22 protein-coding genes, 1 pseudogene and 2 riboswitches are annotated in these 21,887 nt (G+C 71.9%); of the genes and pseudogenes, 5 read left to right on the forward strand and 18 right to left on the reverse strand.

What is annotated here, in order from left to right; all coding sequences use genetic code 11:
- Positions 1-123: 123 nt before the first annotated feature.
- Entirely contained in the window at positions 124-1,029 is a 906-nt protein-coding gene (locus FRAAL_RS19330; protein ID WP_041939502.1) for a TIGR03564 family F420-dependent LLM class oxidoreductase, read from the reverse strand.
- Positions 1,030-1,234: 205 nt separating this feature from the next.
- Here FRAAL_RS19330 and FRAAL_RS19335 point away from each other — a divergent pair, with 205 nt between their 5' ends.
- Positions 1,235-1,762, forward strand: coding sequence for a TetR/AcrR family transcriptional regulator (locus FRAAL_RS19335; RefSeq protein ID WP_011605545.1), 528 nt, complete (start codon positions 1,235-1,237; stop codon positions 1,760-1,762).
- A gap of 28 nt (positions 1,763-1,790) precedes the next feature.
- Here the strand turns inward: FRAAL_RS19335 and bluB are convergent, their stop codons facing one another.
- From bluB to FRAAL_RS19350, 4 genes are all read right to left on the reverse strand, one after another.
- Positions 1,791-2,468, reverse strand: coding sequence for a 5,6-dimethylbenzimidazole synthase (gene bluB, locus FRAAL_RS19340; RefSeq protein WP_011605546.1), 678 nt, complete (start codon positions 2,466-2,468; stop codon positions 1,791-1,793).
- Positions 2,469-2,560: 92 nt separating this feature from the next.
- Positions 2,561-2,758, reverse strand: a riboswitch (cobalamin riboswitch).
- An 80-nt stretch (positions 2,759-2,838) separates the two neighbouring features.
- The gene (locus FRAAL_RS35615) at positions 2,839-2,967 is read right to left on the reverse strand and encodes a hypothetical protein (RefSeq protein ID WP_256804472.1); all 129 of its coding nucleotides are present in this window, start codon (positions 2,965-2,967) and stop codon (positions 2,839-2,841) included.
- A gap of 1 nt (position 2,968) precedes the next feature.
- Positions 2,969-4,096 carry an MFS transporter gene (locus FRAAL_RS19345; protein ID WP_011605547.1) on the reverse strand — a complete coding sequence of 376 codons (1,128 nt, stop codon included), beginning with the start codon at positions 4,094-4,096 and terminating at the stop codon, positions 2,969-2,971.
- Position 4,097: 1 nt separating this feature from the next.
- Complete coding sequence (locus tag FRAAL_RS19350) at positions 4,098-5,069, reverse strand: LysR family transcriptional regulator (RefSeq protein ID WP_011605548.1); 972 nt, start codon at positions 5,067-5,069, stop codon at positions 4,098-4,100.
- A gap of 96 nt (positions 5,070-5,165) precedes the next feature.
- On the opposite strand from FRAAL_RS19350, the gene FRAAL_RS19355 reads away from it, so the two are divergent.
- The gene (locus FRAAL_RS19355; protein ID WP_041939503.1) at positions 5,166-5,993 is read left to right on the forward strand and encodes an oxidoreductase; all 828 of its coding nucleotides are present in this window, start codon (positions 5,166-5,168) and stop codon (positions 5,991-5,993) included.
- A gap of 14 nt (positions 5,994-6,007) precedes the next feature.
- Here FRAAL_RS19355 and FRAAL_RS19360 read toward each other — a convergent pair whose 3' ends face one another.
- Complete coding sequence (locus FRAAL_RS19360; RefSeq protein ID WP_157892150.1) at positions 6,008-7,573, reverse strand: acyltransferase family protein; 1,566 nt, start codon at positions 7,571-7,573, stop codon at positions 6,008-6,010.
- 714 nt (positions 7,574-8,287) lie between these two features.
- Between FRAAL_RS19360 and FRAAL_RS31910 the strand changes: the two are divergent.
- A pseudogene (locus tag FRAAL_RS31910) lies at positions 8,288-8,815 on the forward strand (RNA-guided endonuclease InsQ/TnpB family protein); the annotation flags it as partial.
- A 476-nt stretch (positions 8,816-9,291) separates the two neighbouring features.
- On the opposite strand, the gene FRAAL_RS19370 reads toward FRAAL_RS31910, so the two are convergent.
- From FRAAL_RS19370 to FRAAL_RS19415, 10 genes are all read right to left on the reverse strand, one after another.
- On the reverse strand, positions 9,292-9,645 hold the full coding sequence (locus FRAAL_RS19370; RefSeq protein WP_011605552.1) for a hypothetical protein: 354 nt from the start codon (positions 9,643-9,645) through the stop codon (positions 9,292-9,294).
- 375 nt (positions 9,646-10,020) lie between these two features.
- Entirely contained in the window at positions 10,021-10,713 is a 693-nt protein-coding gene (locus FRAAL_RS19375) for a Clp protease N-terminal domain-containing protein (RefSeq protein ID WP_083867027.1), read from the reverse strand.
- A gap of 239 nt (positions 10,714-10,952) precedes the next feature.
- On the reverse strand, positions 10,953-12,026 hold the full coding sequence (locus tag FRAAL_RS19380) for an LLM class flavin-dependent oxidoreductase (RefSeq protein WP_011605554.1): 1,074 nt from the start codon (positions 12,024-12,026) through the stop codon (positions 10,953-10,955).
- Positions 12,023-12,628 (reverse strand): OsmC family protein, encoded by a 606-nt coding sequence (locus FRAAL_RS19385; protein ID WP_011605555.1) that lies wholly within the window; start codon positions 12,626-12,628, stop codon positions 12,023-12,025. The genes FRAAL_RS19380 and FRAAL_RS19385 overlap by 4 nt, the downstream gene beginning before the upstream one ends.
- A 285-nt stretch (positions 12,629-12,913) precedes the next feature.
- Positions 12,914-13,528 (reverse strand): TMEM175 family protein, encoded by a 615-nt coding sequence (locus tag FRAAL_RS19390; protein ID WP_041939505.1) that lies wholly within the window; start codon positions 13,526-13,528, stop codon positions 12,914-12,916.
- A 153-nt stretch (positions 13,529-13,681) separates the two neighbouring features.
- Positions 13,682-14,389: a metal-dependent hydrolase gene (locus tag FRAAL_RS19395; protein WP_041939506.1), complete on the reverse strand. Its 708-nt coding sequence runs from the start codon at positions 14,387-14,389 to the stop codon at positions 13,682-13,684.
- A 73-nt stretch (positions 14,390-14,462) separates the two neighbouring features.
- Positions 14,463-14,960, reverse strand: coding sequence for a hypothetical protein (locus tag FRAAL_RS19400; RefSeq protein WP_231861108.1), 498 nt, complete (start codon positions 14,958-14,960; stop codon positions 14,463-14,465).
- 232 nt (positions 14,961-15,192) lie between these two features.
- A complete protein-coding gene (locus FRAAL_RS19405; RefSeq protein ID WP_011605559.1) occupies positions 15,193-16,188 on the reverse strand; it encodes an aldo/keto reductase in 996 nt (331 codons plus the stop codon).
- 318 nt (positions 16,189-16,506) lie between these two features.
- Complete coding sequence (locus FRAAL_RS19410; protein ID WP_041939507.1) at positions 16,507-17,106, reverse strand: NADPH-dependent F420 reductase; 600 nt, start codon at positions 17,104-17,106, stop codon at positions 16,507-16,509.
- 175 nt (positions 17,107-17,281) lie between these two features.
- Positions 17,282-18,013, reverse strand: a complete 732-nt coding sequence (locus FRAAL_RS19415) for an SDR family oxidoreductase (RefSeq protein ID WP_011605561.1) — start codon at positions 18,011-18,013, stop codon at positions 17,282-17,284.
- A gap of 95 nt (positions 18,014-18,108) precedes the next feature.
- Here FRAAL_RS19415 and FRAAL_RS19420 point away from each other — a divergent pair, with 95 nt between their 5' ends.
- Both FRAAL_RS19420 and FRAAL_RS19425 read left to right on the forward strand, forming a co-directional pair.
- Positions 18,109-18,957, forward strand: coding sequence for a LysR family transcriptional regulator (locus tag FRAAL_RS19420; RefSeq protein WP_011605562.1), 849 nt, complete (start codon positions 18,109-18,111; stop codon positions 18,955-18,957).
- 178 nt (positions 18,958-19,135) lie between these two features.
- Positions 19,136-19,585 (forward strand): peroxiredoxin, encoded by a 450-nt coding sequence (locus FRAAL_RS19425; RefSeq protein WP_041939508.1) that lies wholly within the window; start codon positions 19,136-19,138, stop codon positions 19,583-19,585.
- 19 nt (positions 19,586-19,604) lie between these two features.
- On the opposite strand, the gene FRAAL_RS19430 is transcribed toward FRAAL_RS19425, so the two are convergent.
- Complete coding sequence (locus FRAAL_RS19430; protein ID WP_011605564.1) at positions 19,605-20,369, reverse strand: class I SAM-dependent methyltransferase; 765 nt, start codon at positions 20,367-20,369, stop codon at positions 19,605-19,607.
- A gap of 734 nt (positions 20,370-21,103) precedes the next feature.
- Positions 21,104-21,568: a flavodoxin family protein gene (locus FRAAL_RS19440; protein WP_041940762.1), complete on the reverse strand. Its 465-nt coding sequence runs from the start codon at positions 21,566-21,568 to the stop codon at positions 21,104-21,106.
- A 131-nt stretch (positions 21,569-21,699) separates the two neighbouring features.
- Positions 21,700-21,812, forward strand: a riboswitch (SAM riboswitch).
- Positions 21,813-21,887 lie beyond the last annotated feature (75 nt).

Genomic DNA, 21,887 nt, shown 5'->3' on the forward strand with positions numbered 1-21,887 from the left:
GGATCGGGATCGAGAGCGGGACCGAGAGCGGGATCGAGAGCGAGAGCGGGATCGAGAGCGGGATCGAGAGCGAGAGCGGGATCGAGAGCGGGGCCGGCCTCGGGACCGGGGCGCGGGGCGGGCTCAGGCGGCCGAGCGCAGGGCCGTGAGGAGGTCGAGGGTGCGTGCCTGCTCCCCCGCGTCGCCGATCGGGCCGACGACCAGTTCGGTGGCGCCGGCGTCGGCGTAGCGGCGCACGGCCCGCTCGACGACCTCCGCCGAGCCGGCGACGACCGTCTCGTGCACCCCGGAGAGGCCCTGCCGATCCAGGATGGCCCGATAGGCGGGGAGCCCGGAGGCGAAGCCGAGCTGTGCCGCCACCCCGGCACGGACCTGGTCCGGATCGGTGGTGACGCTCACCATCACGGTGGAGACGATCCGTGGCGCCGGCCGGCCGGCGGCCGCCGCGGCCCGGGTGATCGTCGGCACGATGTGATCGCCGACGGTGCGTGCTCCCGTCCACACCGTCACCGTGCCGTCGGTCAACTCGCCGGCTACCCGCAGCATCACCGGACCGAGGGCGGACAGGAGCACGGACGGTGCGGTGGCCACCGGGGCGTCGAGCCGACCCACCGCGGTGACGGTCTCCCCGCGGACGTCGGCCGCCTCGCCGTGCAGCAGCGGGCGCAGCGCGGCCAGGTACTCGCGGATGTGGCGGGCCGGGCGGTCGTAGTGGTAGCCGAACTGGTCCTCGACGACCTGCGGATGGCTCGGCCCGATGCCCAGCGTGAAGCCCGAGGCCGCGACGGCCTGGACCGTGAGCGCCTGCCCGGCCAGGGCCAGCGGGTGTCGGGGGTGGGTCTGGACGACCGCGGTCCCCAGCTCGATCCCGGGCACCGCCGCCGCGGCGAGCGCGGCGACGGTGAGGGCGTCCCACGACAGCGGCTGGCTGATGAACGCACTGTCGAGGCCCGCCCGGGCCGCGCTCCGGACCTGATCGACCAGGGCCTGCGGACCCGGACCGCCGCCGACGTACAACCCGATCTTCATGATCGCTCCAACCTGAACCGGACCTTCCGGTTCAGCTCCGCACGCTACATTAAGCTGAATGCGATACTCCGGTTGACCGAAGGCCGGCTTCGTCCGGCTCGCCCGCAGTCGGCGGGTGGACGTGTGGAAGCCCAGGCCGGGGCCGGGGGGCGCGGCCCGGTGGTGGCCTGGACGGGTGGGGCACAGGAGGCGGAGGGAGCGGGCCGTGCGAGCCGACGCGCAGCGCAACCGCGAGCTCATCGCGACCACCGCCCTCGATCTGCTGGCCCGTCGCGGCCCGAGCGTGTCGATGGAGGAGATCGCCCGGGCCGCGGGCCTCGGCGTCGGCACCCTCTACCGGCACTTTCCCGACCGTCAGTCGCTGCTGGATTCGGTCGCGGCCACGACGCTGCGCACGCTGCTCGCCGCGGGCCGGGCCGAGCAGTCCTCCACCAGGCCCCGCTGGCAGGTCCTGGTCCGGATCGTGGCGAGGTGCACCGGCCTGCCCCTCGCCCTGATCTCGTCACTGCCCGACGCCACCCGGGTCGACCCGACCGTCGCCGAGCTGGTGGCGGAGCTCGACGCGCTGTTCCAGGGCCTGGTCGAGGACGCCCAGCGCGAGGGATCGCTGCGGGCCGACCTCACCGGCGCGCAGGTGGTCGGCCTGCTCAACGTGGCGGTCTGCCGCCCCGGCGCGCGCGCCGACGACCCGCTGACGACGGTCCTGCTCGACGGCCTGCGGGCCCGCCCCTGACCCACGCGCCCGCCCGGCCTGGGCGGATCTAGGCGGAGCGCCGCTCGGGCCGTCCACGCCAGCGTTCGGCGTGGACGGCGTCGGCCAAGGGACGCCGCCGCGCCCAGCCGTGACGCTCCAGGTCGGGGGTGGCTTCGAGATGGGTCACGGGACCGACGCACAGCCACGCGACCGGCCGGATCCCGACGGGGATGCCGAGCAGCTCCCGGACGAACGGCTCCCGGTAGAACGACACCCAGCCGACCCCGAGGCCCTCGGCGGTCGCGGCGAGCCACAGGTTCTCGATGGCCAGGCACACCGAGTACAGGCCCGCGTCGGCGATGGCGTGCCGCCCGAGGACCGCCGGTTCCCCGCGGCCCGCGTCGTAGGTGACGACCAGCGACATCGACGCGGCCAGGATGCCGTCGATCCGGATCCCGGCGAAACGCTCGGCCCGGTCTCCGGCCAGGGTCGCGGCGAACACCGCCCGTTCGTGCTGGACGTGCGCGTGGAAGGCCCGCCGCGTCCCGTCGTCGGTGACGCGGATGAAGTCCCAGGGCTGGCTGAGCCCGACACTCGGCGCTGCATGGGCGGCGGCGAGGACGCGCCCGAGGGCGTCGGCGGGGATCGGCGCCCCGGTGAACTGGCCGCGCACGTCGCGCCGCCGGTGGATCGCGTCGTACAGGGCGTCGGCACCCGAGCCGGTCGCGAGGCCTGATCGGGCCATCGGGTCGGGCGAGGTCGTGGAGTCCGGCCGGGGGGCGGTTCCGGTGTCACGTTGGTGTGGCAAGGCAGGCTCCCGCTGTCGGCCGCCCGGGTGGGCGGCGTGGCGGCGGGGCCGGTCTTCGGACTCCCGGATCGACGCCGGACCGTCCGCCTTCCCAGGCCGGTGGCCCAGTGGCTGCGTGGCACGCGTGGACGGCGACTTCCCGGTTACCGCGGCGGGCCCGTGCCGGACTCACACCGGCTTCCCGATTCTCCCCGGTCGCCCGGGGCACCCCGCAATTGTTGCCATCGCGGACGCTACCAGCCCCGCGCGGACAACCCCCACCGTCGGCGAGCGTGGACGCCCACCGGGGCCGGCCCCGTGCTCCTGCTCAGTTCAGCACGGCGAGGGCGGCGAGGGAGAAGCTCAGCTCGGTACGGTGGGCGGCCAAGATCCCCGTCTCGACGATGCGACGAACAAGATCGTTACTGATGGACGATCGGTGCTGGCGGTCCGACATGTCAGCTCCTGGTCTGGGTGGGTGATGCGGACGTGGTCCGGTCCGACGTGGTCCGGTCCGGCATGGTCCGGTCCGGCATGGTCGGGGCGACCGCGGCGGGCGGGGGTGCAGCGGGAGTGTCGGCACCCTGTCGCCACCGAGCCGGAACTGCTGCCGCCGCGAGCAGCGGGACGGCGATGATCGCGGCGAAGGCCGCCGGGTAGCCATGCGCGTCGATGAGGACCGCGAGGACGGGTGGGGTGGCCGCACCGACGGCGTTCTGCCCGGTGTTCTGGATGCCGAGCGCGCGGCCCGCCCAGTGCGGCCCGGCGTTCTCGGCGACGGCCGTGAAGGCCAGGCCGTTGGTGCTCACCGAGAGCACCGCCGCCAGCAGCAGCGCGCCGATCGCCAGCGGTGTGCTCGTGGCGGTGCCCAGCACCAGCACGGCCAGGATGACCGCGGTGGCGCAGGCCAGGATGCGCATGGGGATCAGGCGGCTGCCCACCCGATCGGACCAGATCCCGCCGGCCAGGCGGGCTGCGGCGCCGCCGACCTGGGCGATCGCCAGCAACCGGCCGGCGCCCGCGGCGGACCAGCCGTGGGTGTCGACGAGGTAGACGACGGCAAAGGTCGCGACGGTGAACTGGGGGACAACAAGCAGGGCACTGGCGAGGTGGATCCGCCATAGCAACGGGGTCCGGTACGGGGAGGCCACCGGCGCGTCCGGCCGCCGCGCTGGGCGCGCCGGATCGCGCGTCGCCACCACGGCCACGATCGCAGCGAGCACGCACAGCCCGGCGAGGAACGCCAGCGCTACCCCGCGCCCGCTGCCGGCCAGCGGCGGCAGGGCGACGGCCGCCACCGCGACGCCAAGCGGCTGGGCCGTCTGGCGGGCGCCCATCGCGAGTCCCCGCTCGTGCACGGCGAACCAGCCGAGGATCAGCCGCCCGCTGGAGGCGTGCACGGAGCCACCGGCGGCACCGGCGAGGACCAGACTCGCGCCGAGCGCGAGCGGGTCGGACACCGTCGACGCGACGCCGAGCACCAAGCCGGCGAGGCCCAGGCCCAACGCCAGCACCAGCCGCTCCCCCCACCGGTCGGCGGCGGCTGGCTTCTTCGCCGGGTCGCGGTCGCGTACACGTCGCGTCACATCAGCGACCGAACCCCGCCCCGTCGCCGGCCCCGGCCCTGTCACCGGTAGCGGCCCCGTCACCGGTACCGGCCGGGCCGCCGTGCCCGACGGCCAGGCGGACGGCACGGGCGTAGGCCTGGACGAGCGGACGGCGGTCATCGGCCTGCCAGGCCACCGCCAATCGGCTGGGCGAGACGCCGGCAACCGGACGGGTCACGACGCCCCCGCGGGTGACCAGTGGGGCGTTCCCCACCGCCAGCAGGCAGACGCCGTAGCCGCCGACCAGGGCCTCGTACGTCTCGTCCGCACCGGCGATCTCGGCGCCGATCACCGGGGGGCGTCCGCCGCGGGCGTCGAGCGCGAGCCAGTAGTCCCGCAGCCGTCCCGCGCTGGGTGGCAGGGCCAGGAACGGCTCGTCGAGCAGGTCAGCGAACTCGACGGTCTCGTTGGCCGCCAACCGGTGTGTCCGGGGCAGCGCGACGTGGCGCGGTTCCGTGGCGACGACGATCCACGTGTAGCGCTCGGCGTCACCCAGCGGCAGCCAGACGAAGGCCACGTCGCTGGACCCGCCGGCCAGCCCGGCGGTCGGGTCGTCCCAACTGACCTGGCGCAGCAGGAGCCGAACGTCGGGCACCTCGGCGGTGAGCCGGGAGGTGATCGCCGGCAGCAGGCCGCCGCGACCCGGGCTGGTGTTCATCCCGACCACCAGGGTCGCGCGCTGCTCCGCCTTGGCTCGCTCGGTCGCCTCCCGGGCGGCGTCCCACTCGGCCAGCACGCGTCGGGCATGGGGCAGCAGCGCCCTGCCCACCGGCGTCAACCGGACCTCCCGGCGACCGCGCTCGAAAAGGGACGCGCCGAGATGCCGCTCCAACATGCGGATCTGTTTGCTCAGGGCGGGCTGGGAGACGAACAATCGCTCCGCGGCCTTCGTGAAGTGCAGTTCCTCGGCGACCGCCACGAAATAGCGGAGATCCCGGCCCAGCGCGTCCATAACAAATGGCTATCACAGCGGGACTTGGACCCGCGGCGGCGACGACGGCAGTCTGGAGAGGACGGTTCGACGACGGCTACGACGGGAGCGAACACGATGAGCCGAGTGTGGCTGGTGACCGGCGCGAACAGCGGTTTCGGCCGGGCGGTGACCGAGGCGGCGGTGGCCGCCGGGGACGTCGTGGTCGCGACGGCGCGGCGCGCCGCGACCTTGGACGACGTCGTCGCGAGACATCCTGCGCAGGTCGAGGCGGTGACGCTGGACGTCACCGACACGGTCACGATCGACGCGGTCGTCCGGGATGTGGTGAGCCGGCACGGCCGGATAGACGTGCTGGTCAACAACGCCGGCCGCGGCCACGTCGGCGCGGTCGAGGAGACCACCGACGCCGAGCTGCGGTCCCTTTTCGACGTCCACGTGTTCGGGCCGGCGGCGCTGGTCCGAGCCGTCCTGCCGCACATGCGCGCCGCGCGATCCGGCGCGATCGTGCAGATGAGCAGCATGGGCGGTCAGCTGTCGTTCGCCGGGTTCTCCGCCTACAGCGCCACCAAGTTCGCGCTCGAGGGCCTGTCCGAGGCGCTCGCGGCCGAGGTCGCCCCGCTGGGAATCACGGTTCTCGTGGTCGAACCGGGATCCTTCCGGACCGGACTGTTCGGGGGTACGTCCGCGAGCACCGCGATGTCCGTCTACGCCGACACCGTCGGCCCGACCCGCCGGATGATCGAGACCGACAACGGCAGCCAGCCCGGTGATCCGGCGAAGGCCGCGGCGGCGATCATCACCGCGCTGGAGGCGCCCCGGGTTCCCCTGCGCCTTCCGCTCGGATCCGACGCGGTCGACGCGATCATCAGCCACCTCGACGGCCTCCGCGCGGACATCGCCGCCTGGGAGAAGGTCGCCCGCGACACCGCCATCGACGCCTGACCCCGCGATCTTCGTTACCGGCTCCGGTGGCTGTCCGCCAACGCCGGCCGGCGGCGCGACGGGCTCGCGCGGGTCGGCCGGGGCCGCGGCCGCTCGACGGCGCGGCGCCGCTGGACGGGCCGTTCGAGCAGGTAGTAGGACGCGGCCGCCAGGGCCACCGAGATGAGGCCGACCACCACGATCGCCGGCCACCGGCCGAGCGCACCGGTCAGGTCGTGGCCCCAGTGCGCGACCACGGGAAAGTGCCAGAGGTAGAAGCCGTAGGAGATCCGGCCGAGCCACTCCAGCGGGCGGGCGGCGAGGGCACGGAACAACCAGCTCGTCGTCGCGCCCTGCTCCAGACTGAGGATGAGGGCGCCGGCGAGCAGCGCGACCACCGTGTAGCCGCCGCGGGACAGCAGCGCCGACCCCTCGCCCCAGCCGCTCGGTGCGGTCACCATCGCCACCGCCAGCAGCGCGAGCGCCGCCGGACCCGCCACCGGCAGGACGGCCCTGACCCGGTCCAGACGGCGCCGCCAGCACACCGCCGCCCCCGTCACACCGGCCGCCTCCGTCGCCTCGGCCACGCCCGTCGCCCCGGCCACGCCCGTCGCCCCGGCCACGCCGCCCTCGCCGGCCGCCCCCTGCCGCGCCGCCCGCAGCCAGGCGGCGAGCGCGCAGCCCACCAGCAGCGCGTCGGCGCGGGTGTCCAGGGCGAAGTACGTCCGCGTCCCCGGAGCCCCGGACGTGACCAGCGCGTTGCGCCACAGCACGACGCCGGCCACCCCGCCCAGCAGGACCGCGGGCAGCCGGCGGGCCACCCACGGCCAGCGGCACAGGGCGATCAGCACCAGCGGCCACAGCAGGTAGAACTGCTCCTCCAGCGACAGCGACCAGGTGTGGCCCAGCCAGCCGGCCCCCGTGCTCTGCCGCACCACCTGGAAGTAGTTGTTCACATACAGCGTCGAGGCGGCCAGGCTGTCGAGGAACTCGGACCGCTCACCGGCCGTGCCGATCCCCAGCAGGACGACCGCCGTGAGGCCGACGAGGGCCAGCGCCCAGAACGCGGGCAGCAGCCGGTAGGCCCGCCGCAGGTAGAACCGTGCGAGGGACACCCCACCGGTCCGGTCCCGTTCCGCCAGCAGCTGTCCGGTGATCAGGAAGCCGCTGAGGACGAAGAACACGTCGACACCCAGGTAGCCGCCGGGCAGCGAGTCCATGTGGAACACGAGCACGCAGAGCACCGCGAGCGCCCGCACGCCGTCCAGCGCGGGGTTGCGGCCGCCGCGCCCGACGCCGCCCCGCCCCGGCGCCCCGGTGGCCCGAGCAGCCCGTTCCCGGGAGGCGTCCGGCCCGGTCGACCTGTTCGGACCGGACGGCCGGACGCCCCGCTCCGGCCGGCCAGGCGTTCCCAGCCGGCCAGAGGTTCCCAGCCGGCCGGACGTCCGCGGCTGGCCAGCCGTCCGCGGCTGGCCGGGCAGCCGTGACGGCGGTTCGGCCAGCAAGGTGCTCGTCCGGCGGTCCGCCGATGCCGGGCGCCTGGGTGACACCGCTGCGGTGGGACGCGCTCCGTGCTCCGGGTCGTGTCCGTGCTCAGCCATCCACGCTCCCCTCAGAACTGCCGGTCTGCCCGTCTCCTGTCCCTTCGCCCCCTTCGTATCCCGCCAACCTGGGCATTTCCTGTCAGGCGGACCTGGCGACCGCGACAACGAAGCCGACTTTCGGCATCCGAGCGACTACGCAGCGAAGTCATTCCCCGCCGGTGCGGGTTGAGCCGTCACCGTCCGGCCAAGTCCGCCGGCAGCCGAGGGCACAGTGGTCGACAGAGGGGCAGACAGGTCGTTTCCGCGCAGGACCAGGGCACGACCTCCACGGACGTCCGGGCGGCCGTCCTGTCCGCCGCCGTCATCGGGGGCGTGGCCGCAGCGGCCTTCGGCGCTCACCGAGGGCGACGCGGGGTCGGCCTGGGCGGCCTCACGGGGGCGGTCACGCTGGCCGCCTCCGAGGTGGTCCCCCGTGCTCGGCCAGGCCGCGGCCGGGCGAACTATCCGCGCTGTGGCAGCGGATCGCGACCAGCGCTGCGCTCGTCGCCCTCGCCGGGTGGGCGGCCGGGCGGCTGGGCGGCTGGGTGGCGCCGGCCCGTCACAGTGGGCGCGGAGACCGGAGGTGTCGGCGGCCTGTAGGGGCTTCGGCCGCAGAAGGTGCTGCTCGGGCCGCTGTTCGGAGCGGCAGTGGGCAGGGCGCTCGCGGCGCGCACGCACCCGGTGCCGTCGGCCGCGCTGGGGGCGGCACCTGCTGTCGGTCTAGCGCCAGGTAGAGCCGGACAGCGCTGTTTTCCCCGGTGGAAAAAGCGCGGGAAGGCCCGCGACGGCTTCCGCTACACCACCGGCGCCTACGGCCCAGCCGGCGAGGCGTATGTGAAGCTGCCCCGGATCGGCCGGGTCAAGGTCGGCGAACCGATGGGCGCGCTCACCGCCCGCCTCGCTGACGGCCGCGCCCGGCGGCTCGGCGCGACCGTGTCCCGGACCGCCGATCGCTGGTTCGTCTCGTTCACCATCGAGGTCGAGCGCGACGTTCCCGCCCGGCCGTCGCGTCGGCAGCGCACAGGCGGCCCGGTCGGCGTCGACCTGGGAGTGAAGCATCTCGCTGTCCTGTCGACCGGACAGAGCGTGGCCAACCCGAAGCACTGCCAGCGGGCCGAACGGAAACTGCGCCGGGCGTCGCGGGCCCACGCCCGGTCGAAGCCCGGCTCCGCCGGCCGCCGGCAGCGGGCCGCCACCCTCGCCCAGGTCCAGAACCGGATCGCCGACCAGCGCCGCGATGGCCTGCACAAGATCACGACCGCCTACCGGAGCGTCTCGCCGCTGGCCTTTCGCGATCCGCAGGTGAGCCTGCTTGCCGAACCGGTCCCGCGCAGCGGCTGCCCTTCGTCGTGCCGCGGCAGGCGCGTACGCGCCGGGTCGGCGCGCCGGCGTTCCGTTGCCCCGGGCGAGTTCACCGCGACGCTCCTGCCCCGCGACCGGGCCGACGGCGGGCTGACCCTGGAACACTCGTTCTTTCTCTTCGAATCCCCGTCCTCGTCCTTCATCACCACATCACCCGCAAACACGCGAATCCGATGCGGGACCCGCAGCACCAGGCGCGGTCCAAGGGGACGACGCACAGCCGACCGGCAGTCTTCTGGACGTCGGCGGTGCCCTGCGCCGCCTCCAGGACGAGCTCGAATGCCGCGTCCTCGACGAGGTCGGTGGTGCAGCCGTCGATATCCGATACCAGCCTGGGCTCGGGCCACGGGGCCCGAGCCCAGGTGCCGCTCGGGTTACCCGGCCGCGATCTGCGTGACGGTCTTCAGGTCCGCGCTGACGAGGTACTTCACCGTGACGCCGGCCTTGGTTCCGACCACCAGGTAGGACCCGTCGGAGTTCTTCACCACGCTGGTGACCGCGACCGACGAGTCCTTGGCCTTGAGCGCCGCGGTCACCTTCGCCAGCTCACCCGCCGACAACGACGTGTTGACCGCCGTGGCCAGGCCGGGCGCGGAGTTCCCGCCCGTTCCCGCCTGGACGCCGGCGGACAGTCCCGTGGTTGCGCTCGCCATCGTCGCACCACCGAAAACAAGCCCCGCGGTGGCGGCGATGGTCGTGAAGGCGAGGCCGATCTTCTTAGCGGACATGTTCCTGGCTCTCCTTCGCGCGAGGCGGGCCGACAGCCGGCCCGCCCAGTTCTCCACACATTCCTTCGACGACCCGCCCGTTTACCTCTGGTCGACCCCGCGCATGGTTTCGGGAATTCCAGCCCCACTTTCACGAGCTTTTCCGACTTCCGGCGAGACGTTGCGAGTGCGTCGAGATGAACGCTACCCACGGGCCGGCCGGTCCCAGCTCCGGAAGGCCTGTCGTCAGGCCGATAGTTTGTGGATTACCCGGCATCCGGCCAGGTAGAGGAGGGTGCGTTGCCAGGCTCACACCCCGGCGGGTATCGCGACATTCAGGCATTCCCGGGCGGCGACGGCGAAAAGGTGTCGTGCGTCCCACGCGGCGTGCCGCGGCTACTCCGGTGAGGGGGCCGGCGGTGGGGTCTGGCCGCCGGGCCGCAGCTCGGTGATCAACCGGTCGCGTTCCGCGATCAGGGCCCGCTCGCGTGCACGCATCGCGGTCGCGGCGGCGAAGTCACCCGCGTCGAGGGCGGCGTCCTTCGCCGCCTGGGCCTGGCCGAGCTGCTCGGCGAGCTCACGGGCCCGCGCGTTGGCGCCGGTGACGGCGTCCCGGCGCGGCGAGTACATCACCTCGGACAGCGGGACTTCCCCCCCGGCGGCGATGGCGGCGAGCACTCGGTGGCCGGCTTCCTCGGGGTCGACGCCGTGACGAGCGAGGATGTCGGCGGCGACGCCCTGGTCCTCGCCCAGCAGCCCGAGCAGAAGATGACCAGGGCCGATGAACGTGTGCTGGAGCCGCTGAGCCGCCTGCAGCGACTTCTCCAGGACCAGCTTCGCGCGCGGGGTGAACGGGATCTGCCGTGCTGACGTGTGCTCGCTCGCACCCACGGCCGCCGCGACCGCCGACCGGCCCGCCGCCAGCGTGAGTCCGAACGCACCCAGGACGGCGTCCGCCGGCGCGCTGTCCTCGTGGAGCAGGCCGAGCAGGACATGCTCCACGCCGATCCGGTCGTGGCCGAGCGACCTGGACTCCTCCTGCGCGTGGACGACGGCCCGCCGGGCACCGTCGCTGAATCTCTCGAACATCGGACCCTCCTCGGGTTCCCGTCCGCTCGACACCGCCGCGGCCGACCCCATCATCGATCACCTCGGGCAGCAGCCGCAGGCGATTCAGCCGGCACGCCGTTCCGATCACCCAGGCAGGTAGGGCCGAGAGAGGGTGAGAGGTAGGTCGCGTCGGCGAGTGTCTCGTCGAGCCAGTGCCGATGTTGGGCGTGGTGCGGGTCGGCGCCCGTCAGCCGGTCGTCGGCGACGCCGCAGCCGGATCAGTCGGGCGACCTGAGCAGGGGCAACAGGTGGTCGCCCTGGCGCTCGATCTCCCGCAGGTAGGGCGTGTCCGACAGGACGAAGTGGCTGATCCCCAGGTCGGCGTACCGGCTCAGGGACTTCGCGACGTCCGCCGCCGAGCCGACCAGCCAGGTCGTGCCGGCGCCCTCGCCGCCGATCCGGCCCGGCGCGGTGTAGAGGTTGTCGTCCAGGACCTCACCGCGCGTCTGCAGGTCGAGCAGGCGCCGCTGCCCGACGGCGTCGAAGCGGCCGCGGCCTTCGGGGAGGTCATCCTGGCGGGCAGCCAGGTCGGCGACCTTGGCCTCGGCATCGGCCCAGGCCTGCGCGGTGGTGTCGCGGACGACCGTGGTGACGCGCAGCCCGAACTCCAGCGGCGGGTGCTCGCGGCCCAGCTTCTCGCTCAGCTCCCGCAGGCGCGCGACGCGTTCGGCGATGCCGTCGAGCGGCTCACCCCAGAAGAGCTGCACGTCCGCCTCCGCGGCCGCGACCCGCTCCGCCGCGTCGGAGGCCCCGCCGAAGTAGAGCTTCGGGTGCGGCCGGCCCGGGCGCGCCCGAACCCGGGGACCGAGGGTCGAGCCGGTCACCTGGAAGTACTCGCCGCGGTGGGTGACGTCCTGTTCGGTCCACAGCCGGCGGACCAGTCGCATGAACTCGCTCGTACGGGCGTAACGCTGCGCCTGGCCCGCGTCGCTGTCGCCGTACGCGGCGAGCTCGTCCCGGCCCGAGACGATGTTGACCCGCACCCGTCCGTCCGACAGATGGTCGAGGGTGGCCGCCGCGGCGGCGAAGTGCGCCGGCCCCCAGTAGCCGGGACGCACGGCGATGAGCGGCTCGAAGCTGGTCGTACGCGCCACCAGGGCCGTGGCGACGGTGAAGGTGTCCGGCCGGTTCCATCCGGCGCCGAGCAGCGCTCCCCGCCAGCCATGCCGCTCGATCGCGACCGCCTGCCGGGTCAGCGTGTCCAGGCTGTTGTGGCCCGCCGCCGCGTCGTCGCCGCGGTGCCCGGGCCGGACCTCGTTGGGGATGTACCAGAGGAACTCCGCCGCGGTCATCCGCGGTCCCCCGCCCTCGCCTCGGCCGACGGTTCGGGTGCCGGTCCCCCGCTCGGGGTGTGCACCAGCGAACCGGCAATCGTCTGGGGGTTCGTGAACAGGGCGAGGAGCGGGCACTCCGCCTCGACGGTCTGGTACAGGGTCTCGATCTCCTCGGCCGTGGCCGGGGAGGTGACGGAGGCCTGGTAGGTGATGTTGTGCGGTTCCCGGGGCACGCCCTCGAAGCCCGGCCGGCCGGCCCGGGGTTCCATCTGGCCCTCGACCTCCACCCTGATCTCGTCGAGCGGGATGTCCAGGCGGGCGGCGACGATCTCGAAGACGTGGGTCAGGCAGCTGGCGAACACGCCGAGGACGAGCTCGGGTGAGCTGGGCCCGAGATCGTCACCGGCGTAGTCGGGGGGCGAGTCGCTGAGGATCTGATGGTCACGGATCCGAATCCGGCGGACGCCGCTGCGCCCGTCGGCGACGGACTGCGCCCGCAGCACCGCCGGACCCGAGAGGGTGCCCGCGGCGATCGCGTCCTCCCGTGCCAGCACGGCCTCGCGCTTGTGGACGAGAAACTCCCGCAGGCCAGGGCGCGCAGCGGTATCGGTCGTCGGCATGACGTTTCCCTCCAGGAACAGCGGTGCCCTCATGCCACACCACGCGGCCGGGCCAATGCAACACCACGCCATGCATCCGTAACACATGAACAACAATCGGGGCGCCTTCTCGGCTGCGGGTTCCGGAAATCGGATGCGCCAGGCTGCTGTACGACGTGTCGGCGGGGGATTCGTACCAGGTCCGCGCATCCCACGTCATGGACGGGCGGGTCGCCCGCGGGCAGGAGTCTCGCAGCAACGCGCCCACCCCGCCCCACAGGACGGCCTTGAGCGCCACGTTCCGGATCAGTCCAGCGAGCCGACATCGCGGACGGCGCGGCCGATGCGGCGGTCAGGGATGATCCAGATCAGCGCGACGATGGTGTAGCAGGCGGTCGCGATGATGACGCCGATCCTGCCGTGGGTGTCGACGAACAGCACGGACAGGATTCCGGCGAGATAGAACAGCGGCGAGATCCTGCCCTTGAGATCCCAGCCGACGGCCTGCCTGAGCCGGGAGTCGGGCCCGTGCGCCCGGATGACCACCTGTTGGAGCACGACGTAGGCACAGGCCGCAGCCAGCAGGTTCACACCGAAGAGGACGACCGGGAAGCGCGCATAGCCCGTCTCGTCCATCCAGGCGGTCGTGAACGGAAACAGCGACAGAAAGAAGAGCAGGCCGAGGTTCGCCCAGAGCACCCCGCCGGTCACCTGGCGGGCCAGCTGGAACATGTGATGGTGGTTGTTCCAGTAGATCCCGACGTAGACGAAGCTGAGGAGGTAACTGAGCAGGCCCTTCCCGGTGGTGTGCCACAGGTCCGCGAACGTGTGCCCCTCGGGGAGCCTCAGCTCGAGAACCATGATCGTGATGATGATGGCCATCACACCGTCGCTGAAGGCCTCCAGGCGACTGGTCCTCATCGGACTGCCCCCTCGGCGCCACGACCGACCATCGTCGTGCGGGCAGCCGCACTCGTTACCCCTGTCCACATACCGCCATGAGAGCATCCCCCCCGGTCAGGGCGCGTGGCCGGGAGTGGTAGCGACTCTCCGGCCGGCCGTGACGGGCCCGCGTCAGCGCAACCAGTGCGACGGCAGGGCGCCGCCCAGGACGTGCACCGTCATGACGACGATGGCGCACGCCAACAGGGGTACCACCACCATGCGTTCGGCCCTGCCGTCGGTGCGGGGTACCAGGACGACCTCCATCCGCCAGTGCACCGGCCAGAGCAGCAGGCAGCCTCGGGGGGTCAGGCAGTCACCGATCAGGTGTCCGAGGCACCCCAGGACGACCGGGTAGGCGACGAAGCCCATGTCCAGGCCGTGCATCAGGTAGACGGCGATCCCGGCCGTCACGCAGTCCTTCAGACCGGACCAGAACTCGTGCCCCTCGAAGTCCAGGCCGAGGCCGCGCAGCCCGAAGCCGACGAGGACGAACAGTGCCGCCCACCAGCCATACCGTGAATGGTCCGCCAACAGGCTCATCGCCACGCCCATGGCGAGCGCGAAGACCAGGGAGTGGGTGGCGTGCCGATGGCCGCCGCTGGCCCGGCTCACCCACCGGCAGATCGTCCGAGAGACCGGGCCGAGGGTGTTCGCGATCCGGCCGTTGGGATGGTCGATGTCGGGCAGCAGGCCCGCACCCGCGGCCACCACCCCGCCGGCGATCACCTGATGGGACGACAACGACAGTGCGTAGGTCCCCAGCCAGTCCTCCCGGCCCAGGAAGGGCACGACGGCCAGCCAGAGCGCCGCACCGCTCAGCGCGTGCGTCCGCCCCATCACCGCGGACAAACCTCATTGATCGGCATTCGGCGGACTCTAGCCTGACGTTTCCACCGGCCACACCGGGCATTCAGTCAGCAGGGGTGGCCAGCCACGCGCCCAGGTGGTCACCGAGGTCGAGGCGGCGCGGTACCCGCACGAGCTCGGCCGGCGTGGCGACCACCCCGAATGCGCGTAGCCGTTGCGCATGCAGAACCCAGTCCTGTGCCCCGCCGCTGCCCTCGACCGCGGCGAGGTCCGGCGGCAGCGGGTGGTCGACGTCGGCCCAGTCCGGCAGCAGGACCATGTAGACCATGCGCGCGATCTCCTCGATCGTCAGCTCGGACAGGAGCGCGCCGGGGGTCCTGCCACCGCCCGACATGCCCCAGCCCCGGTCATCCAGGAGGGTGATCTCCCGGCCGTCCGACAGCTCCGCGAACTCGTGCACCGTGAAGGAGAGCCCGCTGGCGGTGTCGATGTGGCCCGCCGGTACTGGGGCCGGCGTCGGAACCAGCCCCGGAACCGCGGTCGGATCCGGCACCATCCCCGGAGCCGGGACGAGCACCGGGCAGAGCGGGCCACCGGTCACGGACCGACCGCCCCCGGTACCACTCTCGCCACCGGCTGCGTCGGTGGCGCCAGGCGGGCATCGACGGAGAGAAGCCGTTGGGCCGGCCGAAGCGAGCTCGCACCACATGCGGATTCCCACGACGACAGCACTCACAGGACCATCATGGAGTCCCCGCAGCGCCTCGGTGAGATCATCACGCCCGCCCTGCGCAGGGACGCGGCGCACTGGCTGACGCAGAGGGCGGTCCCTGCTACCAGGCGAAATGCTCGGGGGCCGTGCGGTAGCCCGGGAAGATCTCGTCCAGCCGGGCGAGCGCCTTGTCGTCCAGGTGGACGTCGAGCGCCCGCACGGCGTCGTCAAGGTGCTGCTGGACACGCGGTCCCACGATCGGCGCGGTGACGGCCGGCTGGTGCAGCAGCCAGGCGAGCGCGACGTCACCAGGCTCGTGGCCAAGCTCGGCGGCGAAGTCCTCGTAGGCCTCGATCTGGGGGCGCCTGGCCTCCAGGGACTGCGCGGCACGGCCCTCCAGACGCCGCCTGCCCTCGCGCTCCTTGCGCAGCACGCCACCGAGCAGCCCGCTCTGCAGCGGCGACCACGGCAGCAGGCCCACGCCGTAGTGCTGCGCGGCGGGCAGCACCTCCAGCTCGATCTCCCGGGTGAGGAGGTTGTAGATCGGCTGCTCGCTGACCAGGCCGAACGTCCCGCGCTGGGCCGCGGCGGCCTGCGCCTGGGCGATGTGCCAGCCCGCGAAGTTACTGCTGCCGACGTAGAGGATCTTGCCGGCCGTGACGGCGACGTCGACGGCCTGCCAGATCTCATCCCACGGGGTATCACGGTCGACGTGGTGGAACTGGTAAAGATCGATGTAGTCGGTCTGCAGGCGGCTCAGGCTCGCGTCCAGGGCACGGCGGATGTTGAGCGCCGACAGCTTGCCCTCGTTGGGCCACTCCCCCATCGCGCCGTAGACCTTGGTCGCCAGCACGGTGCGCTCCCGGCGCCCGCCGCCCTGCGCGAACCAGCGGCCGATGATCGACTCGGTATGGCCCCTGCCCTCGCCGAGGCCCGACACGCCGGCCGAACGCAGGCCGTAGGCGTTGGCCGTGTCGAAGAAGTTGATCCCGTACCCGTGCGCCGACTCCATGATCTTGTGGGAGTCGTCCTCGCTGGTCAGAGGGCCGAAGTTCATCGTGCCGAGGCACAGGCGCGAGACGGACAGACCGGATCGACCGAGGTGGGTGAACTGCATCGCGGGCGGAGTCCTCTCGGTGGGGGATCAGCCGGCACCCACGCTCGGGCAGGCGGTATGCCGGCTCCATCGAGTCTGCACCTTCGAGCGTGCTCCAGGTCAAGCCGGCCGAGCACTACCCGTGCCACCGCCACCTGTGCCACAGCCGGCCGCGCCACCGTGGTCTGCTCATGCGCCCAGCAGACTCACGTCCGTTGGGGAGTCCACCGCGGCAGGGCCACCGCCGGTCCGTTGTGTGCTCCAGGCTGCGCTTCACCGGATCGTGGCTACGGCGGGGACTTGCCAGGGAGCGGGCGGTACCGGCCGACGCGACTGCTGTCAGCGCGTGATGGCGATGTTGAACCGCATCGTCTGCAGGGCCAGGTAGGTCGCAAAGAACAACGGCGCGGCGTGTTCGGTGGCTGTCGCACTGGCCACGCCCCCGAGGTCGAGGATGCTCTCCGTGGTCCAGCCCAGGTCGGCCAGCAACCCCTTGACGGCCGCCTTGGCGTCCTGGTTCTCACCGCTGACGAACACCGTTGCCTGCGAGAGCGAGGCCAGCGGGTCCACCATGATCGAGACGTTCATGGTGTTCAGAGACTTGACGACCCGGGCCCGGGGGAAGCGCGTCTGCACCCGCCGGGCGACGCTGTCGTTGGGGTAGGCCAGCGCCATGTCCGGCGTGAAGGCGGCCGACACGTCCAGCACGATCCGATCGGCGAGGACATCCTCCCCGATCCCCTCCAGCGTGGAAAGGACAGCAGTGCCAGGGATGGCGATGATGACCAGCTCGGCGCCCTGGACGGCATCCGTCTGACTGACCGACCCGGTGCGGTCCTCGGGGGTACGTGAACCGTAGGCCACCTCGTGGCCGGCGGACGCGAGCCGTGCTCCCAGCGCAGAGCCCACTTTCCCCTTACCGATGATCGCGATACGCACAACAGTCTCCTGACAGTTCGGACCCAAACAACAAGAGCGACAGATGGGATTACCCACCCGCATTTCGGGATCTCCAGCTACCTGGGCCAGGTCCTGGCAGGACTGTTCATGAGCATGCTCGCTGGAGGACTCGTTTTGAGCCGCGGCGTCTTTACCTGCCGTGTCCAGCAGCTCATCACCAGGGCACCACGCCAGCGTCCTCGAAGAACGTGCCGGTCGGGCCGTCGTCGGGCAGGGTCGCGAGTCTGATGGCGATCGCCGCGCCCTGTTCGGGGGTGCGCACGCCGCGGAAGCCGTTGAGGTCGGTCGCGACGAAGCCGGGGCAGCCGGCGTTGACCAGGATGTTCGTACCGCTCAGCTCCCGGGCGTACTGGAGGGTGACGGCGTTCAGGAACGTCTTCGACGGCGCGTACGCCACGGCCACCGGACCCGTCGTCTGCTCACCAGCGGTTCCTGACTGCCGGGTAAGGGAGCCGACACTGCTGGACATGTTCACGATCCGCGGCGAGGCAGAGCGGCGCAGCAGCGGCATCATCGCGTTGGTGACGCGAATGACGCCGATCACGTTGGTCTCCACGACCGTCCGGATGGTGGCCGGATCGACCCGGGTGGGCTCCTGCGGCATACCACCAGTGATGCCGGCGTTGTTCACGAGCACGTCGAGGCGCCCGGCCTGCTCCTCGATCAGCCGTGCGGCGGCGGTCGCGCTCGCGTCGTCGGTCACGTCCAGCGGTACACCGAACGCGTCAACGCCGGCCGCGCGCAGCTTTTCCACCGCGGCCTCCCGGCGCTGATCGTCGCGGGCGCCGACGCCGACGCTCCAGCCGAGGGCGCCCAGGCCCGCGGCGATTTCGTACCCGATTCCCTTGTTCGCGCCGGTGACCAGCGCAGTCGTCGGTTCGCTCATAGGGTCAATGCTGACCCGGACCCTGGCGAGGGGTCCAACACCGATCAGGTGACCAACGATACCGCCCAGGTATCGATCCGGGATAGCGTGGCGGCGTGGAGACCCGGGAACTGCGATACTTCGTCGCTGTCGCTGAAGAGCTGCATTTCGGGCGCGCCGCGCAGCGGCTCGGGATCGCACAGCCGCCCTTGTCACGGGCGATCCAGCAGCTCGAACGCCGGCTCGGGGCCGCACTTCTGGACCGGACCAGCCGCACCGTCACGCTGACCGAGGCCGGCTCGGTGCTGTTGGCCGAAGGCCGGGCGGCCCTCGACGCGGTCGACGCCGCCGACCGCCGGACCCGCCGCGCCGCCCTCGCCGCGACCGGTCGTCCCGGCCTGGTCCTGGCCGCGAAAGCCGGCGCGTCCAGCGAACTGCTGGCGAAACTGCTCGACACCTACGCCGCCGAACCCGGCGCGGTCCCCGTCGACGTCACCCTGTGCGGCCCGGCCGAGCAGGAACGACTCCTGCGCGAGGGCCGGGCCGACGTGGCGCTCCTGCACCGGCCGTTCGACTCGACGGCCGGGTTCCACACCGCGGAGCTCAGCACGGAGAGCCAGGTCGTGATCCTGCCGGCCGGGCATCCGCTCACCGTCCGGGCCCACGTGCACATGGCCGACATCACCGCACTGCCAGGCCTGCCCCTGCCACGCTGGCCCGACCCCGACGGCGCCTACCCGCCCGGCCCCGGCCCGCAGGTCCGCGACCACGCGCAGTTGCTGCAGCTGATCGCGCTCGGCCGCGCCTGCACGATCTCACCGGAGTCGTGCCGAGCCCAACTGCACGGGGACCTCGCCGCCGTGCCCGTGCTGGACGCGCCGCCAGTCACCACCGTGATCGCCTGGCCACCGCACAGCCGGTCCAGAGCCGTCGCCGACCTCATCCGGACTGCGACCCGTCTCTAGCACCACCGCCCGACCACCACCTCGTCGGACACGCCCCAGCACCCGCCGCCCTTTCCCAAGCATCGCTCCTGGGCAGAGCGTCACCGGGTCGGGATAGCGTACGAAATCGGCCGTCGCTGCGACGGCCCTGGACGCCGGGCCGATGCCCGTCGCCCAGCCCGAGGTGAGGAGCGCACAGATGCTGCGTGTCGGCGACACCGCGCCGGACTTCGAGCTGCCGGACGAGGACAACACCCCTCGCAGGCTTTCCACTCTCCTGACGGACGGTCCGGTCGTCCTGTTCTTCTACCCGGCGGCGTTGACCAGGGGCTGCACAGCGGAGAGCTGTCATTTCCGGGACCTCGCGGCCGAGTTCGCCGCGGTCGGCGCCCAACGGGTCGGCATCAGCACCGACACCGTGGCCAAGCAGAAGAAGTTCTCCGACAAGCACTCCTTCGACTATCCGCTGCTCTCGGACGCCGACGGCAGCGTGTCGCGCGCCTTCGGCGTGAAGCGGCCGATCGACCTGCTGCGGGTCAGGCGGGCCACGTTCGTGATCGGTACGGACCAGGTCATCATCGAGGCCATCAGCAGTGAGCTGAACATGAACACCCACGCCGACCGGGCGCTGGCCGCGTTGGGCGGATAGGACGCGAGGCTGACCGGCGTCAGCGGGCAGTGGCCTCGATGGTCCACTGCCGGGCGTCGGCGCTCGCCGGGCGTCCAGCCTCGTAGTCGGCATGCACGGCGGTCACGGTGAACCCGGCTTCGCGCAGCAGGCCGGCCAGCTCGTCGAGCTGGTAGATCTGAAGGTCGAACTTCTGCAGCTCGGCGTCGACCAGGCGGCCGTCGCGCCACAGCTCGTAACGCAGCCACGTGGAACGGACGTCCTTCTCGGCGAGCGCCGCCGGGAGGGACGTGAGCGTCAGCAGGTCGTCGCCGTGCCACCAGTGCCGGAGTGGATCTACGGTGATGGCGGGTCCGAGCGGTTCAAGCGGCTCGGCATCCAGGATGAGGCGCCCGCCCGGCCGCAGGCACGTGTGGAAGTTGCGGAGCGTGCGCAGGGCACGGTCGCGCCCGGTTACCAGAGCGAACGACCCGGCCGGAATGATCACAGCGTCGAACGCGCTCGGATCGTTGAAGGTCGTCATGTCCGCCTCGAACAGCTCGGGGGCAAGCCCGCGGACGGCGCAGTTCTCCCGGCACACCGCCAGCATCGGTGCCGAGGTGTCGAATCCCCGTACCCGCAGACCCGCCTCGCACAGCGGGATGAGCACCCGCCCCGTCCCCACCGCCGGTTCCAGAATCTCCCCGGTGACGCCCGCCAGGAGATCACGATAGAGCTCGACGTCGCCGAACGACGTGCCGATCGGCTTGTCCACCTGGTAGACCAGCGACGACAACCGCCCGTATTCGGGCGCTCTCCCCGTCATGCGGCTCCTCCCCGGTTCCCCGCAACAGGCGGGCCCACATCAACCCGACCGGCGCCTTCCTCTGAGACCGGTACGGCGTCGAGGAGGCTCCGCAGGTCGAGTGGGCGGCCATCCCAGTGGTGGCCGGTCATCCCAGTAGGCGGTCCGGTCGTCGTCTGGCGCAAGCCGTTGGGAGTCCAGCGGGACCTGCTCCCACCCGAGCCGTTGCGGTGCGCTCGCTTCGAGCACGGGATAGTAGATCTGGTCGCGGCGCCCTTGCTAACGTATGGGTAGGAAAAACAAGCGAACAGCGCCCTGTCGGGACGCTAACCGGGCGGCGGCAGGAGAGCGGATGCGGGCTGGCGAAGTCTGGTGGGTGGATTTCGGCGAACGACGGCCGGTGGTTCTCCTCTCAGCTGAGGGCGAGTGCGGATTCTTGGCTATGCAAGTGGTCCTCCCAGCCGGCACCGACCTCGATGGCGTGGCCGCGGAGATTGCGATTGGAACTCCCGAAGGACTTCCCTTCGAGGGCGTCCTGCGCGTCGCGTTTCCGCGTCCAGGCGTAGTCCCCTGCACCTGGCTCCTTCCGGTGACCAGAGAGGACCTGGTCGAACGGGTCAGCACCCTGCCGCCAGCGAAGCTCGCCGAAATCGAGAACCTGGTCCGCCTCGGTAATCCAGCGTAGGCAGCGTCAACGGCTTCACAGGTTTCTCCGGCGACGGTACGCACAGCGGCGGCGCCCAGCGCCCGGTCGATCAGACCGGCATCAGGCTTGCGGCGGTAGTGGCGCCGAGCTCCCAGCAGGCTTCGCGGTCGGCGGCGGATATTTCGCCGAGGACGGTGAGCGGGTCGCGCAGGCGCCTCCACCTCAGGCCAGTGGTGATCGTCTCAACGCCGCGGACCGCGCCGGTCGTGTCACTGTTGCCGTGGACATAGAGGGTGTATGGCCGGCCGACGGTGAACTCGAGGACTGGGTAGTAAATTTGGTCAAAAAAATGTTTCAACGCCCCTGACATGTAGCCGATGTTGACCGGCGTCCCGAGCAGGTAACCGTCCGCGGCCAGCACGTCCACCGCGGAGGCGGCCAAGGCCGGCCGGACGACGACTTCCACGCCCTCTATCGCCTCATCCCTCGCGCCGGCGAGCACCGCCTCCAACATCGCTTGCATAGACGGCGACGGCGTGTGGTGGACGATCAAGAGGGTCGGCATCGCGGCCATGCTACGACCCGCGGCGGCCACCAGATCCTGACGGACCGTCGGCGCCAGCGAATACTCAACCTTTTGCCTGGACAAAGTCGACATGAGGGGCTACGTTCGTCCAGGTCAGCTGGCTGACTGAAGATCACAACTGTCACGAGTGCCAACGTCCAGCCCCGGCTTGTTGGCCGGCAACCCTCCACCGCGAAGGGGTGCCCCGGGTGAGGACACGGCCGCATCCAGTGGAGGCGGCAAAGCGCGGGCCCGGTCTCCTGGGCCTCGGCCGAGGGAGCAAAGACATGCTGGGAGCGACTCGCCACGCGGGTGGCCGCTCCACGAC

The organism is Frankia alni ACN14a, assembly GCF_000058485.1.
Classification (GTDB): Bacteria; Actinomycetota; Actinomycetes; order Frankiales; family Frankiaceae; genus Frankia; species Frankia alni.

Coding starts and splice junctions, on each gene's coding strand:
- FRAAL_RS19330 (WP_041939502.1), bottom strand. CDS start 1,029: ATGAAGATCGGGTTGTACGTCGGCGGCGGTCCGGGTCCGCAGGCCCTG.
- bluB (WP_011605546.1), bottom strand. CDS start 2,468: ATGGCCCGATCAGGCCTCGCGACCGGCTCGGGTGCCGACGCCCTGTAC.
- FRAAL_RS35615 (WP_256804472.1), bottom strand. CDS start 2,967: ATGTCGGACCGCCAGCACCGATCGTCCATCAGTAACGATCTTGTTCGT.
- FRAAL_RS19350 (WP_011605548.1), bottom strand. CDS start 5,069: ATGGACGCGCTGGGCCGGGATCTCCGCTATTTCGTGGCGGTCGCCGAG.
- FRAAL_RS19355 (WP_041939503.1), top strand. CDS start 5,166: ATGAGCCGAGTGTGGCTGGTGACCGGCGCGAACAGCGGTTTCGGCCGG.
- FRAAL_RS19360 (WP_157892150.1), bottom strand. CDS start 7,573: ATGGCTGAGCACGGACACGACCCGGAGCACGGAGCGCGTCCCACCGCA.
- FRAAL_RS19370 (WP_011605552.1), bottom strand. CDS start 9,645: ATGTCCGCTAAGAAGATCGGCCTCGCCTTCACGACCATCGCCGCCACC.
- FRAAL_RS19375 (WP_083867027.1), bottom strand. CDS start 10,713: ATGTTCGAGAGATTCAGCGACGGTGCCCGGCGGGCCGTCGTCCACGCG.
- FRAAL_RS19380 (WP_011605554.1), bottom strand. CDS start 12,026: ATGACCGCGGCGGAGTTCCTCTGGTACATCCCCAACGAGGTCCGGCCC.
- FRAAL_RS19385 (WP_011605555.1), bottom strand. CDS start 12,628: ATGCCGACGACCGATACCGCTGCGCGCCCTGGCCTGCGGGAGTTTCTC.
- FRAAL_RS19390 (WP_041939505.1), bottom strand. CDS start 13,528: ATGAGGACCAGTCGCCTGGAGGCCTTCAGCGACGGTGTGATGGCCATC.
- FRAAL_RS19395 (WP_041939506.1), bottom strand. CDS start 14,389: ATGGGGCGGACGCACGCGCTGAGCGGTGCGGCGCTCTGGCTGGCCGTC.
- FRAAL_RS19405 (WP_011605559.1), bottom strand. CDS start 16,188: ATGCAGTTCACCCACCTCGGTCGATCCGGTCTGTCCGTCTCGCGCCTG.
- FRAAL_RS19415 (WP_011605561.1), bottom strand. CDS start 18,013: ATGAGCGAACCGACGACTGCGCTGGTCACCGGCGCGAACAAGGGAATC.
- FRAAL_RS19425 (WP_041939508.1), top strand. CDS start 19,136: ATGCTGCGTGTCGGCGACACCGCGCCGGACTTCGAGCTGCCGGACGAG.
- FRAAL_RS19430 (WP_011605564.1), bottom strand. CDS start 20,369: ATGACGGGGAGAGCGCCCGAATACGGGCGGTTGTCGTCGCTGGTCTAC.
- FRAAL_RS19440 (WP_041940762.1), bottom strand. CDS start 21,568: ATGGCCGCGATGCCGACCCTCTTGATCGTCCACCACACGCCGTCGCCG.